The sequence below is a fragment of the Ruegeria sp. CDSA079 genome, assembly GCF_059612245.1.
On record NZ_JBXWQF010000018.1, the window covers coordinates 36956 to 55503 of the forward strand.

The following is an 18548-nucleotide window of genomic DNA, read 5'->3' on the forward strand; positions in this document are numbered from 1 at the left end:
TACCCGCTCTTTCGTTTCCGAACAAAAGCCCTATGCTGGTCGTAACCACTTTTGAGGATCACACATGTCGCAAGGCATCGATTACGGTAACCTGATGCACTCCGCCATGCGCGGACTTATCAAGAAAGTGCTGACGGATGTTTCCGAAACCGGTTTACCCGGGGCGCATCACTTTTTCATCACGTTCGACACACGCGAGGACGGGGTCGAGATCGCCGACTGGCTGCACGAGCGGTATCCCGAAGAAATGACAATCGTCATGCAGCATTGGTTCGAAAACCTTGAGGTTGGCGAAACGGGCTTCGCAATCACATTGAATTTCGGTGACTCACCCGAACCGCTGTATATCCCGTATGCTGCGATCAAAACCTTTGTGGACCCGTCAGTCGAGTTTGGCCTGAGGTTCGAAAGCCCCGAGGATGAGATCGATGATGAGGACATCTTGGAAGAGTCGATTGAGGTCGAAGAGGAAGAGACACAACATGACGCCGATGTTGTGTCCTTGGACAGCTTCCGGAAGTGACCCGCACAACCCCGCCCCGTGCGGGGTTATTTTCTTTGCAAGAATGTCTCGACCGACCTGGATTTTACCCCGTCAATAAAGCGAGAGAAGGACAGGTTCAGCCCGCCTTCACCCAGTGTTCGGTCGAATTGCTGTAATTCGTATCCCCCGTCCTCATCAATGAACAGGGAATACACGGTCAGCGTGTCCTCGACGATGCGCCCCCAGACAAAGGGTTCACCCTTCATCGGGTCCAACGGCACTTCGTGGCCGAACACGTTGCGCTTCATGGCTGCCGAAAACAAATCGCCACGCCCCGAAGGCACAAAGTCGATAGAGAATTTTTGTTCCTTTACGCGACCGTCCAATTTGTAGGTCGTGGTCCGCCAACTGACATTAAACCCGTTTTTGGTTTCAAAAATGGAAACGCTCATGTCCCGCGGGGTCGAAGTGCCGTCCACATCCTCGACGCTTGCAGAACCGATATAATCTCCGACAAACGGGGCAATTTCTGCTGCCCGTGCAGAAAGGCTGAATACGGACAACCACACCGCGCAAACAGCAATGGCCACGACGGCTTTGGACAGCGCAAATCGATGGAAATTCGGCATTTTGTCCTCCACGGCGTTGACCCTCCTATTGTAGCTCAGAGGGGCCTGCACACAATGGCACAATCCATCTCTTTCTCATTTAAAGTGACGCACCCCGGTACCTATACCTTTGGAGCACCTGAGTTTAAGGTGCGCGCAACTGGCCGATTGCGTCACGGCTTTGCTGCGGCTAAACGGCATACAATCGCATACCAGACGGAGTGACAGATGTCTCATACCCGCACCGAATCCGATAGCTTTGGACCGCTAGAAGTCCCTGCCGACAAATATTGGGGCGCACAGACGCAGCGTTCGATCATGAATTTCCCCATCGGTTGGGAAAAGCAACCCGTCGCCATCGTCCGCGCGCTGGGCGTGATCAAAAAGGCCTGCGCAATACAGAACAAGGCCACCGGCAAACTGGACGCCAAGATCGCCGACGCGATCATCGAGGCCGCCGGTGAAGTGATCGAGGGAAAGTTTGATGACAACTTCCCACTGGTCGTCTGGCAGACCGGCTCTGGCACCCAGTCGAACATGAATTCGAACGAGGTTATCGCAAACCGCGCCATCGAAATCCTGGGTGGTGTGATTGGCTCAAAAGACCCGGTGCATCCGAACGATCACTGCAACATGGGTCAGTCCTCAAACGACACCTTCCCCACCGCCATGCATATCGCCACTGCCATGAGTGTGCGCGACGTGCTGCTTCCGGGGCTTGAAAAACTAGCCTCGGGGCTCGAGCAGAAGGCCGAAGAATTCAAAGACATCATCAAAATCGGCCGGACCCACACCCAAGACGCGACGCCTTTGACGCTGGGACAGGAATTCAGCGGTTATGCCCATCAGATTCGTCAGGGAATCGCCCGCGTTCACGCGGCGATGCCGGGAATTTACGAACTGGCGCAAGGCGGTACTGCAGTTGGTACTGGGCTGAACACGCAGCATGGTTGGAGCGAGGCCGTCGCCGGCCATATGGCCGATATCACCGGCCTGCCCTTCGTGACCGCGCCGAATAAATTCGAGGCACTGGCGGCCCATGATGCCATGGTGTTCCTGTCCGGCGCTTTGGCGACCATTGCCGGTAGCTGCTACAAGATCGCCAATGACATTCGTTTCCTGGGCTCCGGCCCGCGTTCGGGTCTGGGTGAACTGATCCTGCCCGAGAACGAGCCCGGCTCGTCGATCATGCCCGGCAAGGTGAACCCGACTCAGGCCGAAGCGCTGACACAGGTCGCCGCGCATGTGATGGGCAACAACGCCGCGATGACTTTTGCAGGCAGCCAGGGTCATTTCGAACTGAACGTCTACAACCCGATGATGTCCTACAACCTGCTGCAGTCAATCCAGTTGCTGGGCGATGCTACAGACAGCTTTACCGAGCGGATGTTACTGGGCATCAAGGCCAACGAGCCGCGCATCGACAAGCTGATGAAGGAATCTCTGATGCTGGTCACTGCTCTGGCCCCGACCATCGGATATGACAACGCAACGAAAGTTGCCAAGACGGCGCATAAGAACGGCACAACCCTCAAGGAAGAGGCCGTCGCGCTGGGCTTTGTGGATGAGGCGACCTTTGACGCCGTAGTTCGCCCAGAGCAGATGATCGGGCCTAAATGACGGCGCGATTGACGCAAATAGCGCTGTGCTTGTCTCTGGCAGGCATGGCGACAACAGCCCAAGCGGAACTATTTGGGCTTATTGATGCAAGGCTGGAATGGATGCGGGACGTGGCAGCGTATAAATTCGCAAACGACCTGCCCGTCGAAGATCTTGCCCGCGAACAGATCGTCATCGCCGGTACGTTGGAAACGGCAACAAAGGCCGGTTTGGATCCTAAGGCGACCCAGGCTTTTTTCGAATCCCAGATCTCGGCTGCCAAAGACATTCAAACTTGTTGGATCGCCCGGTGGACCTCTGATCATGCTCCAACCACCTATCGTGACTTAACGCAGGAAGTACGCCCCGCCATATTGGACCTTGGCGCCCAGATTATTGCTGCACTGCAAGACCAAACACCTGTCCATGCCTCAGACCGGGATGATTTTAACGCTGTGGTTCAGGTTGATTGTTTGTCCGAAGACATTAAGAAAGCCCTGTTCGATGCCCTGACGCAGGTAAGAACTTTTCAATGAGCACCCCCATCAACCTGAATCGGTTTCGCAAAGAAAAGGCTCGGGCCAAAAAAAAGGCCCTTGCAGACCACAACGCCGTAACCTTTGGGCGAACCAAGGCCGAGAAAGAGGTCATCAAGCTGCAGCAGGAAAAGCAGAAGCGCGACCTCGACAATCATGAGTTGGACGAATGAGCGGCCGTCCGGTCAAACGCTCTTTGACCCTCAAGGGGCACCGAACTTCGGTGTCATTGGAGGATGAATTCTGGCGCGCTTTCCGTCAAATTGCCGCTGAAAAAGAAATGCCAATCAACGTTTTGGCCGCACAAATTGATGTGGCACGTGATCCTGAAACGGGTTTGGCCTCGGCCATTCGCGTCTTCATCCTGAAATGGTATCAGAACAAGACCTGAAGCGCTGTTTTTACGATCCACCTCATTTGCGCCGTCACAGAGGCTCAAAAGCAAGATGCGTGGTCAATAACATTCAAAGTCGCCTGATTGTTTCCCAAGCTAAACTAGACCACCGTGCCATTCGAAACAGGTGTGAGGCAAAGGTGCGACTTCAGCTTCGACGTCGAAACCGGCTTGGGGATATGATCGTCGCGTTGCAACTTCGCCGAAAAAACTCGAAAACGACCTGCCGGATTTTGCAACAATAGGCACATGCAACCCTCTGATCACAAGCGTCAAACTAGAATCGGAGGGAACAATGTGGTGCCCAAGGAGAGACTCGAACTCTCACGCCCGTGAAGGCGGGGGATTTTGAATCCCCTGCGTCTACCATTCCGCCACTTGGGCCACGGACACTGAATTAGCGCTCATCCAAGCGAAGGTCCAGAGGCAAAAAACATCCAATATTCCATTTGTTTCAATATCGGCGGTTGACGGTCCATCAGGTGCGTGTTTTGGCTTTCTGCGGCCGAAAACGGGATCTGAGTTCTTTATGTTACGATCACTTTATGACTGGACCATTCGTCTAGCAGAACACCCTCATGCCCTGTGGGCCCTTGCTGTCGTGGCCTTTATCGAAAGCTCGTTCTTTCCGATTCCCCCAGATGTGCTGATGATTCCGATGATTCTGGCGCGCCCATCACGTGCTTGGCTGATCGCGACCGTCGCGTTGGTGGCCTCGGTTCTGGGCGGAATGCTGGGCTATGCGATTGGTGCGTTTTTCTATGAAAGCATCGGCCAGCCCATTCTGGAATCCATGGGCAAGGCGCACGCGATGGAAGAGTTCAACACCCGGTTCAACGATTTCGGGTTCTGGGCTGTTCTGGCTGCGGGCGTGACGCCCTTCCCTTACAAAGTTATCACCATCATGTCCGGCTGGACCGGAATGCCGCTCGGCACCTTTATCGCCACTTCGATTCTGGCGCGCGCCCTGCGGTTCTTTCTGGTTGCGGGTCTGCTTTGGCGCTTCGGAGAGCCGATCCGGGACTTTATCGAAAAGCGTCTGGGACTTATGTTCACGCTGTTCATCATCCTTCTGTTTGGCGGGTTCGTGGTGGTTAAATACTTATGACAAGAAAATCCGGGCTTGTGGCACTGGCCACGATTGGCTCAGCAGCCCTGTTGTTGGGCGCGTTTGGCTTTCAGCATCTGGGCGGGCTTGCCCCGTGCAAAATGTGCATCTGGCAGCGCTACCCGCATGCGGTGGCGATCGCTATTGGCGGGGTTGCGCTGGCATTGCCAAGGCTGAGTTTCCTGCCTTTGCTGGGCGCCGTTGCCGCGGGTGTAACTTCGGCGATTGGTGCGTTTCACGCCGGTGTCGAGCAAGGCTGGTGGGAAGGCCCCAGCACATGTACCTCGGGCGATATCAGCGGGCTGAGTAGCGACGATCTGTTCGATCAGATCATGAATGCCCCATTGGTGCGCTGTGATGATATCCCGTGGGAGATGTTCGGCATATCGATGGCGGGTTGGAATGCCATCGCCTCGGCCGTGCTGATGCTGATCTGGATCGCGGCCTGGCGGGCGCGCGCTTAAAACTCGTCCAGCTCCGCATCCCAATACAAGAAGTCGATCCAGCTTTCGTGCAGGTGGTTCGGCGGGAATTTCCGACCGATATTGCGCAGTGCCTCGGCATCAGGCTGACGTGGTGGTTTGCGCAATGTCATCCCCGCCTGACGCAGCGACTTAGACCCCTTGCGCAGGTTACATGGACTGCATGCCGCCACCACGTTCTGCCAGCTGGTGACGCCGCCTGCAGCCCGCGGCACCACATGATCAAAGGTCAGGTTATCGCGGCTGCCGCAGTACTGGCAGCGGAATTCATCCCGCAAAAATAAATTAAAGCGCGTGAAGGCCACGCGCTTTCTGGGTTTTACATAGTCTTTCAAAACAACGACCGAGGGTATTCGGATCTCGGTACTCGGGCTTCGGACAACTTCGTCATATTCGGCCACGATGTCGACCCTGTCCAGCCACGCGGCTTTGATCGCTTCTTGCCAGGGCCACAGGGACAGCGGGTAGTAGGACAAGGGGCGGTAATCGGCATTCAAAACCAAGGCCGGATGTTGTTTGAGCACACCCGGCTCTCTGACAAATTCGGTCCTGAAGTCTCCGTCCATCACAGAATCGCTCCTCGCTCTCAACTGCCCGTTTGTGACACCAAAGCGGAGAGCACCCGCTCCGGCCTTATATTAACTATATATCGTGTTAAAACTCTGACAAGCCCTGAGTTTCCACAATATGTCGCTGAATGGGTAAGCCGAATTTGTTACAGGCTTGTGACAGTTATCCACAGCTTGCACCGGGCGTGTCCTTCGCGCTATGCGCGGGTCATGTCCTGGTTCATTCGCTTCAACAAACCTTATGACGTGCTGCCGCAGTTCACGGACCCCGCCAATGCCGAAAGTCCGCGTAGCACGCTGTCAGATTTTATCGACTTGCCCGGCGTTTACCCCGCAGGCCGGCTGGATCGTGACAGCGAGGGTTTGATGCTGCTGACGGATCACGGGAAACTGCAGGCCCAGATATCAGACCCCAAGCACAAGATGGCCAAGACCTATTGGGTACAGGTTGAAGGCATCCCGGATGAGGTAGCCTTAAAAGCCTTACGGAACGGGGTTGAGATGAAGGACGGTCTAACGCGGCCCGCAAAGGCCCGGCAGATTGATGAGCCCGAGGGGCTTTGGCCCCGTACCCCGCCTATCCGAGATCGAAAAAGCGTTCCCGACAGCTGGCTGGAACTGACCATCCGAGAGGGCAAGAACCGGCAGGTGCGGCGCATGACGGCGGCGGTGGGTCTGCCGACCCTGCGCCTGATCCGGTATCGCATAGGGGACTGGACCTTGGATGATCTTGAGCCCGGCCAATGGGGCAGCCTGCCTATGCCGACGCTGAACTCAACCCCACAGCGTAAACGCGACCGACGTCCACGCCGGTGACAAAACCCGCCCTAATCTGTTAGGCTTGGGGTATGAAACTCACGCCAGACATTCCGGCCCCTTCGGCCATTCTGGAGGCGGCGCTCTACGCAGACGATCTGGACGCCGCGGAACAGTTCTATGGTGAGGTTCTGGGTTTGGACCGTATTCAGCGCATCGGCGACCGTCACGTTTTCTATCGCATCGGCGGATCAGTTCTGCTGATCTTCAATCCAGAACAGACTGAACAGCCTCCGCTCAACCCGGAGATGCCCGTTCCACCCCATGGCGCCCGCGGCCCCGGACATGTGTGTCTTGTGTTGTCACGCGATGAAATCGCAGTGATGCGCAAACACCTGTTGGATTGGAACATCCCCGTCGATGCCGAATTTGACTGGCCTGGCGGCGCACGGTCATTGTACGTACGCGATCCGGCCGGAAACTCGGTGGAGTTCGCCGAGGCGCATCTTTGGTCTTGATCTGGTGCGGAACGCCTGAGCGCTCCGCCGATCTGATCTCAAAGGCTAAAGACTCAGCTTGTCGCGCATGAAGGCCAGCGCAACGCTTAGCCCGTCTGGTGCAATGCCGTGCCCGGTGCCTTTCATGACATGCGCATAGACCTCTTTGAAGTCAGCGGCCTGCAAGGCTTCGGCAGCCTCGGGCAGTGATTGCGGCGGCACAACGTCGTCAGCATCGCCATGCACCAGCAGGACCGGCATCCGGCTTACGGTTTCGTCGGGCAGAAGATCGGGTTCCAGCAACCGGCCGGAAAAGGCGACAATCCCGGCCACTGGATCCTCGCGGCGCGGGGCAACATGCAGGCTCATCATCGTGCCCTGACTGAAACCGAACAGAACAACCTGCTCGGGCAACACGTCTTCGTCCACCATCAGGGCATCCAGAAAGGCGTTAAAGTCCTCGACCGCCATTTCCATGCCTCGACGCGCCTCTTCCTCGGACGAGCCGTCGATCCAAGGGATCGGGAACCACTGAAACCCGTTGGGCATGCCTGGAATCTGTTCGGGCGCATCGGGGGCCACAAACAGCGTGTCGGGCAGATGTTCGCCCAGCGGATCGGCCAACCCCAGCAAGTCAGCACCGTTTGCGCCATAGCCATGCACGAACACCACGACCGAGCGCGTGTCACCCGAAACAGGCTCTTTCCTCAGCGCATTCAAAACCCGTGTCATCTGATCCCTTCTCTTTGTTTATCAACCCGGTAATAGGCCCACAGCACCCGCGCCGCAACCGAGCGCCATGGCGACCACGCTTCGGCCATTTGGCGCAGCTCCTTGTCTGTGGGGCGTTTGGGCAGGTCATAGAGGACGCGCGCGGCCTCTTGCAGCGCCAGATCGCCAGGCGCGATTACGTCCGCGCGACCCAAGGAAAACATTGCATAAATCTCGGCCGTCCAAACGCCGATCCCAGAAACTTGTGTCAGAGTGGATACGACCTCGGCATCCGGGGCATCGCGCAACGCTTTGTAATCAATGCGCGCCTCAGCCAGCGCCCGTGCATAGCGGATCTTCTGACGGCTCAACCCCACGGCGCGCAGATCGTCATCTGTGGCCCACTTGATCTTGCGCGGACCCGTCAGTTTAGCATCCTGCAACCGTTTCCAGATCGCACGAGCCGAAGCCACGCTGACCTGCTGGCTGACAATTGCGCTCAGCAGTTGCGCGAAACCATCCGGGCGACGGCGCAGAGGCAGCGGGCCTGTTTGTTCGATAGCGAAAGCCATGCGTGGGCAGGTTTGGACCAGCCATTCGGCCCCTTCGGCCACGCAATCAGGCGTTTCGATAATGCGGCCTACGGACATGCGGCCTCCCTGCTCGATGTTCATGGGCACGTTAGGCGCATGTGCCACAGATGCAAGCCGCTTGTGCCGCAAAGACTTAGCCGATAACCATTCGCCCATGACCATGACCTCCACTCTTCCCGATGACCGTCAAGCCAAGCGCAACGTGGCCGTTTTGGTGGCCGCACAGGCCATTCTGGGCGCACAAATGCCCATGATGTTCATTGTCGGAGGGCTGGCAGGTCAGTCGCTGGCCTCGAACCCTTGCCTGGCGACGCTGCCCATTTCCCTGATTGTTCTGGGATCAATGCTGGCGGCCACACCGATCTCAGCCATAATGCAGCGCTGGGGTCGCCGTGCGGGGTTCCTTGTTGGTGCAACCGCTGGTGCGTTGGGTGGGCTAATCGGAGCTTACGGCCTGTTCCTTGGCTCTTTCCCGATCTTCCTTGTCGGCAGCCTGCTGACTGGTATCTACATGAGCGCACACGGATTCTACCGGTTTGCTGCGGCAGATACAGCATCAGACTCTTATCGTCCGAAGGCCATTTCTTATGTCATGGCCGGTGGCTTGGCTGCGGCGATAATAGGTCCTCAGATTGTGAAACTCACTTCCGAAGCCTATGTCATCCCATTTCTGGGCACATATCTGGCCGTGATCGGGATCAACGTTCTGGGTTCGGCCCTGTTCTTCATTCTCGACATTCCGACGCCTGCGAAACCTGCGGCTGACGAACCCAAGGGACGGTCAAGGCTCGAATTGCTGAAGACGCCGCGCATCGCCGTGGCAATCATCTGTGCGATGGTGTCTTACGCATTGATGAACCTTGTGATGACCTCGACACCGCTGGCCGTTGTCGGCTGTGGGTTCTCGGCCAATGATGCTGCGGACGTAGTCACAAGCCATGTTCTGGCCATGTACATCCCCAGCTTCTTCACCGGCCATCTGATCGCGCGGTTTGGTGTTGAGAAGATCATGGCGCTGGGCCTCGCAATCTTGGCAAGCGCTGGGGTTGTTGCTCTGCAAGGGGTTGAGCTTGGCAACTTCTTTCTCGCCCTCGTTCTTCTGGGCATTGGTTGGAACTTTGGCTTTATCGGCGCAACCTCGATGCTGGCGGATTCGCATGACCCGCAAGAGCGTGGCCGGATGCAGGGCCTGAACGACCTTCTGGTGTTTGGCGGTGTCACATTGGCCTCGTTGGCCTCGGGCGGTCTGATGAACTGCTCGGGCGGATCCGCGGTCGAAGGTTGGACGGCGGTAAACCTGGCCATGGTCCCACTGCTGACACTGGCGGGTGGCGCTTTGCTATGGTTGGTGCTGCGGCCTGCCGACCCGGAACGGGCCTGATTACCAACGCCCGCTACTGACTGTCCACATCAGGGACAGGCGTTGCCGCATTTCGCCCGGTATCAACGTGCCAGAGGCAACGCTTTCAGGTTGCGCAACGGCTTGTTTCAACACCCAGTCCGCCAGCCACCCGGCAGAAAGCGCAGGACGGGCTTCGGCAGAGATCGCGGCCCGGTTTGCTCTGGCCTTGTTCAGCCGCTCCAGCGCGGATTGTGCAAGGGCACGCACCCCCTCCGGAGTGCCATCCAACAAAGGTACCCGCCCCCTGTTTTCCAACTCGGGAATCGCGCGAAACCAGTTTGCGACACCAACCGCATAACCAAATTTGCGCAGCACATCCTCGTCCGCTACACCCAGCGCCTGAGCGGAGGCTACAAACAAAGACCCCGTGCTGTGGTTGATATAGGCGTCAAAGTGCTCCTGATCTTCAAACGGATTCCGATATATATCCCAACGTCTTACGGCCACATACTCATCCAAGACACCGGCCAGATGTGGCGAGAGTACACGGGACAAAGGCGTTACCACTTCATGCCGTCGCACAGTGGTGCCTTCAGCAATTTCCTGTAAGGCGTCGCGCCACCATTGCAGCCGCATTTCGGCAATCATCGGCTCTTGTGTGACCCAGGGCGCGCGCGCAACTTCGACATTCAGCGCGTATAACGGAAACAGAACGGCACGGGCAGCTACAGGGGCCGCCATTGCGGCGCGGAATCGATCAGGATCAGCCCGCTGCACCAGCGCGGCACAAGCTTTGACGTCGTCGTCAAAGACCGCGCTCACTCAGCCGCCGCCTTCTGCGGGTCGCAATCGCGTACCAATTTCCACTGAATCGCATCCAGCAGAGCCTCGAACGATGCGTCGACTATGTTCGCGCTGACGCCAACGGTCGACCAGCGCCGCCCCTGCCCGTCCTCACTGTCGATGATGACGCGCGTGACCGCCTCGGTCCCGCCTTGTGTGATCCGCACCTTGAAGTCGACCAGTCGCATGTCTGACAGGACTTGCGAATATTGCCCCAAGTCCTTGGCTAAGGCTTTGGCCAGAGCATTCACCGGCCCCCGGTCACTGCCGGATTCGTCCATGGATTCGCTGACGGACAGCTTCTTCTCACCATCCACCTTCACGACAACAACGGCCTCGGACAGGCTGACCATCTTGTTGTACTTGTTCTTCCGCCGCTCAACCGTGACCTTGTAGCGTTTGACTTCGAAGAATTCGGGCAGTTGTCCAAGTTCGTCCCGCGCCAACAGTTCGAAACTGGCTTGCGCGGTGTCATAGGAATACCCATCCGCTTCACGCAATTTGATCCGATCAAGGATGCGACCGAGTGCAGGGTCACCCGCCTCAACGCTTAGCCCGGCTTCGGTCAGACGTTTGCGCAGGTTCGACTGCCCCGCCTGGTTCGACATCGGAATAATGCGCGTGTTGCCGACGCTTGCGGGCTCCACATGCTCATAGGTCGAAGGATCCTTGAGGATTGCGCTGGCGTGCAGCCCCGCTTTATGCGCAAAGGCAGACGCCCCGACATAGGCCGCTTGTTTGCTGGGTACGCGGTTCAGAACGTCGTCCAGCATCCGGCTGATACGGGTCAATCCCGCCAGAGCATCCAGACTTACACCCGTCTCAAACTGCGAGGCATAGGGTTCCTTCAGCAGCAGCGTCGGGATCAAAGCAGTCAGGTTCGCATTGCCACAACGCTCGCCCAATCCATTCAGCGTACCCTGAATCTGACGCGCACCAGCCTCGACCGCTGCCAGTGAACAGGCAACTGCGTTCTCGGTGTCGTTATGTGTGTGAATGCCCAGCCGATCACCGGGTAAACCAGCTGCGATGACTTCGGACACGATCCGCCCGACCTCGGACGGCAAGGCACCACCGTTGGTATCACATAGCACAACCCATCGCGCTCCGGCATCCAGCGCCGCACGGCAAACTTCGGTCGCGTATTCCGGGTTGTCCTTGTATCCGTCAAAGAAGTGTTCCGCATCAAACAGCGCCTCGCGACCCTGTGCCACGATATGCGCAACCGAAGCGCGGACGTTTTCGGTGTTCTCCTCAAGCGAGATACCTAACGCTTGAGTGACGTGATAATCGTGCGATTTGCCAACCAGACAGACGGCCTGCGTGCCCGCATTCATCACCGCCGCCAGCACATCGTCATTCTCGGCCGAGCGCCCCGCCCGCTTGGTCATGCCAAAGGCCGTCAGACGGGCCGAGGTCTTTGGCGCAGCCTCGAAAAACGCGCTGTCAGTCGGGTTCGCTCCGGGCCAACCGCCTTCGATGTAGTCCACCCCCAAGGCATCCAACGCCTGCGCGATCTGCACTTTCTCGGCGGTCGAGAACTGCACGCCTTGCGTCTGCTGCCCATCGCGCAGGGTCGTGTCGTAGAGGTAGAGGCGTTCTTTGGTCACAAGAATGCCTCCAAATCAGAGGCTGACGGATTACCCTTCAAGCTGGCGATGCCACCGTTTACGCCATTCGATGAACGCGTCGCACGTAGCTCGATCCCGGAAATCATCGCAGCAGACTTTAGTTCATCTGCTAGTTCCCAGTTTTTCTCACGGCGATATCTTAGCCATTTTCGGACTAAGGCAAGAGCTGCTTCAGATACATCCTGTGAAACATCACCCCAGCCGATCACGCCCACCGTGGGTTCATAGTCTTCACCTTCCAATAAGTAAGAACCATCAGTACCCTCAATTGAGAATGGTTTGGCCCAAGGTAATTGAGAGATTCTTAGAAGATCCAAACCCAACAACCTAGCCGACGCTGTCAACACTTCGCGTTGGTCTTCGTGAAACAGTTCATGCAATCGATCTATTGCCGCCCATGTATTCAAGTCATCCGCAAGGTCGAATTCCAAAGCCTCGTCAACAGGAGTATTGCCCGGATCGACAGCCACTTGAGCCCACTTTCTAAGCGTTTCTTTTGCTTCGTTAGCCTTTTCTGAAGTCCAGTCCATCGGCTTACGGTAGTGGGTTTGCAGGAACACAAACCGGATCACCTCACCCGGCACACCCTCACCCGGAACACCCTGCTCCAACAGATCATGCACGGTGAAAAAATTGCCCAGCGATTTGGACATCTTCTTGCCTTCGACCTGTAGCATCTCGTTGTGCAGCCAGTACCGCGCGAACTCACCATGCGGGTGAGCGCATTTGCTTTGGGCGATCTCGTTCTCGTGGTGCGGGAACATCAGGTCGTTGCCACCGCCGTGAATATCAAAGCTCTCGCCCAACAGTTCATAGGCCATGGCCGAGCATTCGATGTGCCACCCCGGACGTCCCCGCCCCCATGGGCTGTCCCAGCCCGGCAATTCATCGGTTGAAGGCTTCCACAACACGAAATCCATCGGGTTCTTCTTGTAGGGCGCCACCTCGACCCGCGCGCCCGCGATCATGTCATCGACCGACCGGCCCGACAGCTTGCCGTAGCTTTCTTTCCAGCTGTCAACCGCGAACAGAACATGGCCTTCGGCGGCATAGGCATGGCCCTTGGCGATCAAGTCTTCGATCATTTCAATCATCTGAGCGATAAACTGGGTCGCGCGCGGCATCTCGTTCGGCTCTAACGTGCCCAAAGCGCCCATATCATGAAGGTACCAGCCGATGGTCTCATCCGACCGTTCCTGCACCAGTTGCTCCAGCGTGCCCTCTGCCCCAGCCTTTTTGCGCGCCAGCGCCGTGGCGTTGATCTTGTCGTCCACGTCGGTGAAGTTGCGCACGTAGGTCACGTGCTCTGCGCCATAAACGTGCCGCAGCAGACGATAGAGCACGTCAAAAACAACCACCGGACGGGCGTTGCCCAGATGCGCGCGGTCATAGACCGTCGGACCACAGACATACATCCGCACGTTATCAGGGTCGATCGGTACGAAGTCTTGCTTCGTCCGCGTCCGCGTGTTGTGCAGCTTGATCGTCGTCATCGGTCGGGCTCCTCAGAAACAGCATGTGCTTGCGCGTTGGCGCGGGCTTAGCAACTTGTCTCAGGGATGAAAACGAAAGAAACCGGCCCGCTTGATAAATCAGCAGGTAATGCAGCAGATAATGATGCAGGTCACCGGGTTCATACCCCTCGGTTAGCACGGGTTCATCTTTAAGCCAAGTATTGAGTTTGCGAGTAGTCTAAGTCAGCGTGCAGATCATGGATCGAGATAACATCAACGCGATTTGCAAAGAATTCCCCGGAGCCGAGTTGTCAGACCCCTGGGGCGGCGGGCATGACGCGTGGAAAGTCGGCGGTAAGATGTTCGCCTGTATCGGCACGGCAAATGACGGGGTTTCTGTCAAAACGCCCGACGTCGAAACGGCACAGATGGTGATTGATGCCGGTGTGGGGGTGAAAGCCCCCTATTTCCATCGCAGTTGGGTGCGTCTACCGTTTGACGCAGAGCCCGAGGAATTGCGCCATCGCCTGACGGTGTCTTACGACATTGTCCGCGCGTCCCTCACAAAGAAACTAAAGACGACATTGCCGCCGCGAAGCTGATTGACAAAACTCTGTTGCTCTGCCCCATTCAACGGAAATGAGTCCAGGGGCATTGTTATGAAACTTTCTGAGCGCATCATGCATCTGACCGGCGACAGCGATGGATGGGACGTGTTCTACCGGGCGCGCCGGATGCTGAGCGAGGGACATGCCGTCACCGAGTTGACGATCGGTGAGCATGATGTCCGAACTGACCCGTCGATCCTGCATGCGATGGCCTTGTCGGCTCGCGAGGGGCACACCGGCTATGCCATGGTGCCCGGAACGGATCTTCTGCGCGACACGGTTGCGGCACGGGTGCAAACGCGGACGGGCGTTCCAACAACGCGCAACAATGTTATGATCACGCCCGGCGGCCAATCTGCCTTGTTTGCGGCCCATATGGCTGTATGTGACCCGGGCGATGTGGGCCTGTTCCTCGACCCCTATTACGCCACGTACCCAGGCACGATTCGCGGGGCCGGAGCAGTTGCCCGCGCGGTTCCGACCGCGGCAGAAGATGCCTTTCAACCCAACGCCGATTGGATCGATGCAGCGGCTAACGATGCCGTTTCACTGTTGATCAACACACCCAACAATCCGACCGGAGTGGTCTATTCCCGTCAATCGCTTGAAGCGATAGCCGAGGTCTGTCAGAGGCGCGACCTGTGGCTGATCTCGGATGAGGTCTACGATACGCAGGTCTGGGAGGGCGAGCACCTGTCGCCGCGCGTTTTGCCCGGTATGGCGGATCGGACGCTCGTTGTGGGATCGATGTCCAAGTCTCATGCCATGACAGGATCGCGTTGTGGTTGGATCGTAGGCCCCGAAGAGGTTATCGATCATCTGATTAATCTTGCCACTCACACGACCTATGGCGTGCCTGGCTTCATTCAGGACGCGTCCAGTTTCGCGCTGACCGCTGGACCCGAGTTGGAAGAGAAGATTGCCGCTCCGTTCCGCCGTCGGCGTTCACTGGCCATGGATATTCTTCAGGCGCAATCCACCGTTGGTTTGGTGCCAGCGCAAGGCGCGATGTACCTGATGCTGGACGTTCGAAAAACCGGGCTGTCAGGGGAAGATTTTGCCAATGCCCTATTAGATACGCACACCATTGCCGTCATGCCGGGAGAGAGCTTTGGTTCAGCCGCCGCTGGGCATATTCGAGTGGCCATGACCGTCGAAGATGAGCGTTTTGCAAGCGCCCTGACCACGCTGTGTTGTTTTGCAGAGCAGCTTGCGCAGCGTCACGCCGCAGAATAGCCGTCAAAATCGGAATGTGGTGCGCAGATTGAAGACGTTGGAATCCAAACTGCCGCTGGAACGGGTGACGTCGTCGAAATTCTGCCGCAGCGCCTCGCCGCTGATTACAAAGTTCTCACCTATCGGATAGGCTACGCCGATGCCGTAAACGGCGGCTGTATCGCTGTCGACCGAGGTTTCAGCCCGTGCCGCGCCGACAACCACATATCCCAATGCGCTGCCGAAATCATATCCACCGCGCAGCTTCAGGCGGGTCATGCTGTCCAGGCTACCCTGGGACGACCCCAGATCCAGCGATAGGCGGTTGTATTCCAGCTCTCCGCCCAGGACGAAATTCCCCAAATCCAGATCGTAGCCCACATGGGCCCCAAAAGCGGTATCGTCACCGCTGGCCCCTCCTGGCCCATCCGCATCAGCATATCCAAAGCTGAGGCCCACATATCCACCGGTCCAATCCTCAGCCAAACTCGGGCTTGCGCCAGCGATCAGGGTCGCTGCGATCAGGGCAGAAAGGGGTTTCCGAACCGGTTTCAAAGCTAGGCCGCTCTTGTTTCGATCTAAAGATGCAATCTCAGTTTAATCTGTGATCCGTTCCGTCAGAATTCAATTCAATGGTCACAACGTTCAATAGTAAGTGAAGGTACTATAACAGAATTCTACCAAAACGGGAGAAAATCCGCACCGACCCGCTTTCATCCTGAAGATGGCACACAGTGTAGGTCGCAAAATCAAGCAGAGGTCGCAAACAGAACAGATTGCGTTGCTGTATTTTGAAAACGTCGGATCAAATGTTGAGAGGCAGAATGACTGACCACGATTGGAAGATCAGCTTGATCAGCCGCACCATCGGTGCGGATCGTGGGCGTGCCGCACGAGGACGGCCGTAAAGGCGTTTTCCCTGCACCCCACGACAGCACTCAACGACCGGAAAACCCAAATGAACGACCAATCCCGCAACACATCCCGCAGTGGCGGCCGCGCCGCGCGCCGCGCCGCCCGTGCAACCGCCCTGCCCGAGCATTTGCGCCCTGTACGCCCCGGAATGGAAGGCGGCGTTCTGAATGTTCTGACACAGGCACAGATCGAACGGATCCATGAGGCCGCCCTGACCGCTCTTGAGACGATCGGGTTGGCGGATGCACCCCAAAGCGGCATCGATTATCTGGTCGGAGCTGGCTGCACCCTGGGCGACGATGGCCGCATCCGGTTTCCGCGTGCCTTGGTTGAAGACACGATTGCAAAGGCAAACCGCTCGGTCACTATGTACAGCCGGGACGGAAAAACCGATCTGGAACTGACGGGAACCAAAGTACATTACGGCACGGCTGGAGCCGCCGTATCCATGGTCGACGTTCACGGACGTGAATATCGCGACTCAACCGTGCAAGACTTGCATGACGCGGCTCGTATCTGCCAACAGCTTGACAACATACACTTTGTTCAACGCCCAATGGTCTGCCGCGACATCGCGGATAACCTCGAGATGGACCTGAACACGATCTACGCCAGCTGTTCCGGAACCTTCAAACATATCGGCACATCTTTCACCGAACCCAGCCACGTCGCCCCTGCGATGGAGATGATCTACATGATCGCGGGCGGCGAAGACAAATACCGCGAGCGGCCGTTTGTTTCGAACTCGAACTGCTTTGTGGTTCCGCCGATGAAATTCGCGACCGAAAGCTGCGAAGTGATGGAGGAATGCATCAAGGCCGGTATGCCGGTTCTGCTATTGTCCGCCGGGATGGCCGGTGCCACTGCGCCTTCGACCATAGCCGGAGCAATTGCGCAGGCGACCGCTGAATGTCTGGCAGGACTGGTTTATGTAAACGCCGTAAAGCCCGGTGCCCCTGCTGTTTTTGGCACCTGGCCCTTTGGTCTGGACTTGCGGACAGGTGCGATGTCCATCGGGTCTGGCGAACAGGCTTTGCTGACGGCGGGCTGCGCTCAGATGCACCGGTTCTACGACCTGCCCGGCGGTGCGGCCGCAGGAGCTTCGGATTCGAAGCTTCCGGACATGCAGGCCGGATGGGAACAGATGTGTTCGAACGTGATGGCAGGTCTGTCCGGGTTGAACATGGTGTATGAGGCTGCGGGTATGCACGCGTCTCTGCTGGGCTTCTGCTTCGAAAGCCTGATCCTCAGCGACGATTTGATCGGTCAGGCACAACGCTGTGTCCGCGGGATCGAAGTGTCGGACGAAACTCTGGCCCTGGATCAGATCGCATCAGTCTGCATGGGTGGCCCGGGTCATTATCTGGGAACGGAAGCAACGCTTAGCCGGATGCAGGCCGATTACGTTTATCCAACGTTCGGCGACCGCTCTTCCCCCAAGGAATGGGTGGAACTTGGCAAACCGGATCTGATCGAAAAGGCAATAGCCCGCAAGGAAGAGATCCTGTCTGCCCCGTCAGCGGCAAAGTTCGACCCGCTTCTGGACACAGAGCTTCGGCAAAAGTTCAACATTCATTTGCCCGAGTAGCACGCGAAAGGGCGGCCCGAAGATTCTCGGGCCGCCCACCGGATCAGCCGTTATTGGGCGGAAGTAGCCCCGCTTCCTGAGCGACAGCTATTTCATCTGCGTCCAACGCTCCGTCGCCGTTGGCGTCCATCGTCGAAAATGTATCTGCGTCCACGCTCGGCACAACGGCCTGAACTTCTTCGATGGTCAGAACGCCATCGCCATTGGCATCGGCTGTGGATTGGGCCAAGACCATCCCCGGCAGGGTCATTGCCGCGATGGACATTCCAATTAAATACTGCGGTTTCATGTTGGTGCCTCCTGATTAGGTTGATTATGTCTTCGTCCGGACAGGCCCCAGAAACACCGTAACACCGAAGGCGTCACCCGTTTTGCGCGAACACCAAGGATTCGCGCCAATCCTTGCGTGTTTGCCCGAGTCGGAGTCGCAAAGCGCCGCCGGGCAAAACTCCGCCAGACCCGTTTCGGCGGGTCTGGCCCGACACATACTGCCTAATCCGGCAAGAGCACGCTTATCCGGGCACCTCGGCGCAAAAAGAAAGGGGGCCGAAGCCCCCTGTCAGTTTCGCCTTCCAGGCTCATTTCGTTGACCGCCCGGTATTTTTTTGCCTGCGG

Annotated in this window: 22 protein-coding genes and 1 tRNA gene; 13 read left to right on the top strand and 10 right to left on the bottom strand. The window is 57.4% G+C overall.

Translation table 11 applies throughout. From position 1 onward, the window contains the following. The first annotated feature begins 64 nt into the window (after positions 1 to 64). Positions 65 to 523, top strand: a complete 459-nt coding sequence (locus AC2FJZ_RS16925; RefSeq protein WP_496779083.1) for an SspB family protein — start codon at positions 65 to 67, stop codon at positions 521 to 523. Positions 524 to 549: 26 nt separating this feature from the next. On the opposite strand, the gene AC2FJZ_RS16930 is transcribed toward AC2FJZ_RS16925, so the two are convergent. Beyond that, positions 550 to 1113 carry a hypothetical protein gene (locus tag AC2FJZ_RS16930; RefSeq protein WP_050602376.1) on the bottom strand — a complete coding sequence of 188 codons (564 nt, stop codon included), beginning with the start codon at positions 1111 to 1113 and terminating at the stop codon, positions 550 to 552. Between the two features lie 207 nt (positions 1114 to 1320). Here AC2FJZ_RS16930 and fumC point away from each other — a divergent pair, with 207 nt between their 5' ends. The 4 genes from fumC to AC2FJZ_RS16950 are packed head-to-tail and all read left to right on the top strand — an operon-like array spanning position 1321 to position 3618. Then, positions 1321 to 2712, top strand: a complete 1392-nt coding sequence (gene fumC / locus AC2FJZ_RS16935) for a class II fumarate hydratase (protein WP_496779085.1) — start codon at positions 1321 to 1323, stop codon at positions 2710 to 2712. Continuing rightward, positions 2709 to 3227 carry a gamma subclass chorismate mutase AroQ gene (aroQ, locus tag AC2FJZ_RS16940; RefSeq protein ID WP_496779087.1) on the top strand — a complete coding sequence of 173 codons (519 nt, stop codon included), beginning with the start codon at positions 2709 to 2711 and terminating at the stop codon, positions 3225 to 3227. The genes fumC and aroQ overlap by 4 nt, the downstream gene beginning before the upstream one ends. Then, the gene (locus AC2FJZ_RS16945) at positions 3224 to 3400 is read left to right on the top strand and encodes a DUF4169 family protein (protein WP_050602373.1); all 177 of its coding nucleotides are present in this window, start codon (positions 3224 to 3226) and stop codon (positions 3398 to 3400) included. Before aroQ ends, AC2FJZ_RS16945 begins: the two co-directional genes overlap by 4 nt. Continuing rightward, a complete protein-coding gene (locus AC2FJZ_RS16950; protein ID WP_050602372.1) occupies positions 3397 to 3618 on the top strand; it encodes a ribbon-helix-helix domain-containing protein in 222 nt (73 codons plus the stop codon). Before AC2FJZ_RS16945 ends, AC2FJZ_RS16950 begins: the two co-directional genes overlap by 4 nt. 301 nt (positions 3619 to 3919) lie before the next feature. Here the strand turns inward: AC2FJZ_RS16950 and AC2FJZ_RS16955 are convergent. Then, positions 3920 to 4005, bottom strand: a tRNA-Leu gene (locus AC2FJZ_RS16955). A 145-nt stretch (positions 4006 to 4150) separates the two neighbouring features. On the opposite strand from AC2FJZ_RS16955, the gene AC2FJZ_RS16960 reads away from it, so the two are divergent. Both AC2FJZ_RS16960 and AC2FJZ_RS16965 read left to right on the top strand, forming a co-directional pair. Then, positions 4151 to 4729: a YqaA family protein gene (locus tag AC2FJZ_RS16960; RefSeq protein WP_496669789.1), complete on the top strand. Its 579-nt coding sequence runs from the start codon at positions 4151 to 4153 to the stop codon at positions 4727 to 4729. Continuing rightward, positions 4726 to 5193 (top strand): disulfide bond formation protein B, encoded by a 468-nt coding sequence (locus tag AC2FJZ_RS16965; protein ID WP_496669787.1) that lies wholly within the window; start codon positions 4726 to 4728, stop codon positions 5191 to 5193. Before AC2FJZ_RS16960 ends, AC2FJZ_RS16965 begins: the two co-directional genes overlap by 4 nt. Here the strand turns inward: AC2FJZ_RS16965 and AC2FJZ_RS16970 are convergent. Then, complete coding sequence (locus AC2FJZ_RS16970; RefSeq protein ID WP_050602369.1) at positions 5190 to 5777, bottom strand: HNH endonuclease; 588 nt, start codon at positions 5775 to 5777, stop codon at positions 5190 to 5192. The genes AC2FJZ_RS16965 and AC2FJZ_RS16970 overlap by 4 nt on opposite strands. 213 nt (positions 5778 to 5990) lie before the next feature. Here AC2FJZ_RS16970 and AC2FJZ_RS16975 point away from each other — a divergent pair, with 213 nt between their 5' ends. Together AC2FJZ_RS16975 and AC2FJZ_RS16980 are read left to right on the top strand one after the other, a co-directional pair. Continuing rightward, on the top strand, positions 5991 to 6596 hold the full coding sequence (locus tag AC2FJZ_RS16975) for an rRNA large subunit pseudouridine synthase E (protein WP_496779089.1): 606 nt from the start codon (positions 5991 to 5993) through the stop codon (positions 6594 to 6596). A 32-nt stretch (positions 6597 to 6628) separates the two neighbouring features. Then, positions 6629 to 7054, top strand: coding sequence for a VOC family protein (locus AC2FJZ_RS16980; RefSeq protein WP_496669783.1), 426 nt, complete (start codon positions 6629 to 6631; stop codon positions 7052 to 7054). A 45-nt stretch (positions 7055 to 7099) separates the two neighbouring features. Here the strand turns inward: AC2FJZ_RS16980 and AC2FJZ_RS16985 are convergent, their stop codons facing one another. After that, positions 7100 to 7765, bottom strand: a complete 666-nt coding sequence (locus AC2FJZ_RS16985; RefSeq protein WP_171183335.1) for an alpha/beta hydrolase — start codon at positions 7763 to 7765, stop codon at positions 7100 to 7102. Then, positions 7762 to 8394 (bottom strand): DNA-3-methyladenine glycosylase family protein, encoded by a 633-nt coding sequence (locus AC2FJZ_RS16990; protein WP_496669982.1) that lies wholly within the window; start codon positions 8392 to 8394, stop codon positions 7762 to 7764. The genes AC2FJZ_RS16985 and AC2FJZ_RS16990 overlap by 4 nt, the downstream gene beginning before the upstream one ends. Before the next feature lie 97 nt (positions 8395 to 8491). On the opposite strand from AC2FJZ_RS16990, the gene AC2FJZ_RS16995 reads away from it, so the two are divergent. After that, positions 8492 to 9718, top strand: a complete 1227-nt coding sequence (locus AC2FJZ_RS16995) for an MFS transporter (protein WP_496779091.1) — start codon at positions 8492 to 8494, stop codon at positions 9716 to 9718. Here AC2FJZ_RS16995 and AC2FJZ_RS17000 read toward each other — a convergent pair whose 3' ends face one another. Genes AC2FJZ_RS17000 through cysS form a run of 3 tightly spaced genes read right to left on the bottom strand, consistent with a single transcriptional unit; the run spans position 9719 to position 13646 of the window. Continuing rightward, positions 9719 to 10501, bottom strand: a complete 783-nt coding sequence (locus AC2FJZ_RS17000; RefSeq protein ID WP_496779093.1) for a squalene/phytoene synthase family protein — start codon at positions 10499 to 10501, stop codon at positions 9719 to 9721. Next, positions 10498 to 12132: a citramalate synthase gene (gene cimA / locus AC2FJZ_RS17005; RefSeq protein WP_496779094.1), complete on the bottom strand. Its 1635-nt coding sequence runs from the start codon at positions 12130 to 12132 to the stop codon at positions 10498 to 10500. Before cimA ends, AC2FJZ_RS17000 begins: the two co-directional genes overlap by 4 nt. Next, positions 12129 to 13646, bottom strand: coding sequence for a cysteine--tRNA ligase (cysS, locus tag AC2FJZ_RS17010; RefSeq protein WP_496779096.1), 1518 nt, complete (start codon positions 13644 to 13646; stop codon positions 12129 to 12131). The genes cimA and cysS overlap by 4 nt, the downstream gene beginning before the upstream one ends. A 218-nt stretch (positions 13647 to 13864) precedes the next feature. On the opposite strand from cysS, the gene AC2FJZ_RS17015 reads away from it, so the two are divergent. Both AC2FJZ_RS17015 and AC2FJZ_RS17020 read left to right on the top strand, forming a co-directional pair. Next, positions 13865 to 14209, top strand: coding sequence for an MmcQ/YjbR family DNA-binding protein (locus AC2FJZ_RS17015; protein ID WP_496779098.1), 345 nt, complete (start codon positions 13865 to 13867; stop codon positions 14207 to 14209). A 57-nt stretch (positions 14210 to 14266) separates the two neighbouring features. Next, entirely contained in the window at positions 14267 to 15451 is a 1185-nt protein-coding gene (locus AC2FJZ_RS17020; RefSeq protein ID WP_496779100.1) for a pyridoxal phosphate-dependent aminotransferase, read from the top strand. Positions 15452 to 15454: 3 nt separating this feature from the next. Here the strand turns inward: AC2FJZ_RS17020 and AC2FJZ_RS17025 are convergent, their stop codons facing one another. Further along, complete coding sequence (locus AC2FJZ_RS17025) at positions 15455 to 15985, bottom strand: outer membrane protein (RefSeq protein ID WP_496669771.1); 531 nt, start codon at positions 15983 to 15985, stop codon at positions 15455 to 15457. Between the two features lie 403 nt (positions 15986 to 16388). On the opposite strand from AC2FJZ_RS17025, the gene AC2FJZ_RS17030 reads away from it, so the two are divergent. Further along, on the top strand, positions 16389 to 17933 hold the full coding sequence (locus AC2FJZ_RS17030) for a trimethylamine methyltransferase family protein (RefSeq protein WP_496779102.1): 1545 nt from the start codon (positions 16389 to 16391) through the stop codon (positions 17931 to 17933). Between the two features lie 43 nt (positions 17934 to 17976). On the opposite strand, the gene AC2FJZ_RS17035 is transcribed toward AC2FJZ_RS17030, so the two are convergent. After that, positions 17977 to 18222 carry an EF-hand domain-containing protein gene (locus AC2FJZ_RS17035; protein ID WP_083445164.1) on the bottom strand — a complete coding sequence of 82 codons (246 nt, stop codon included), beginning with the start codon at positions 18220 to 18222 and terminating at the stop codon, positions 17977 to 17979. Positions 18223 to 18548 lie beyond the last annotated feature (326 nt).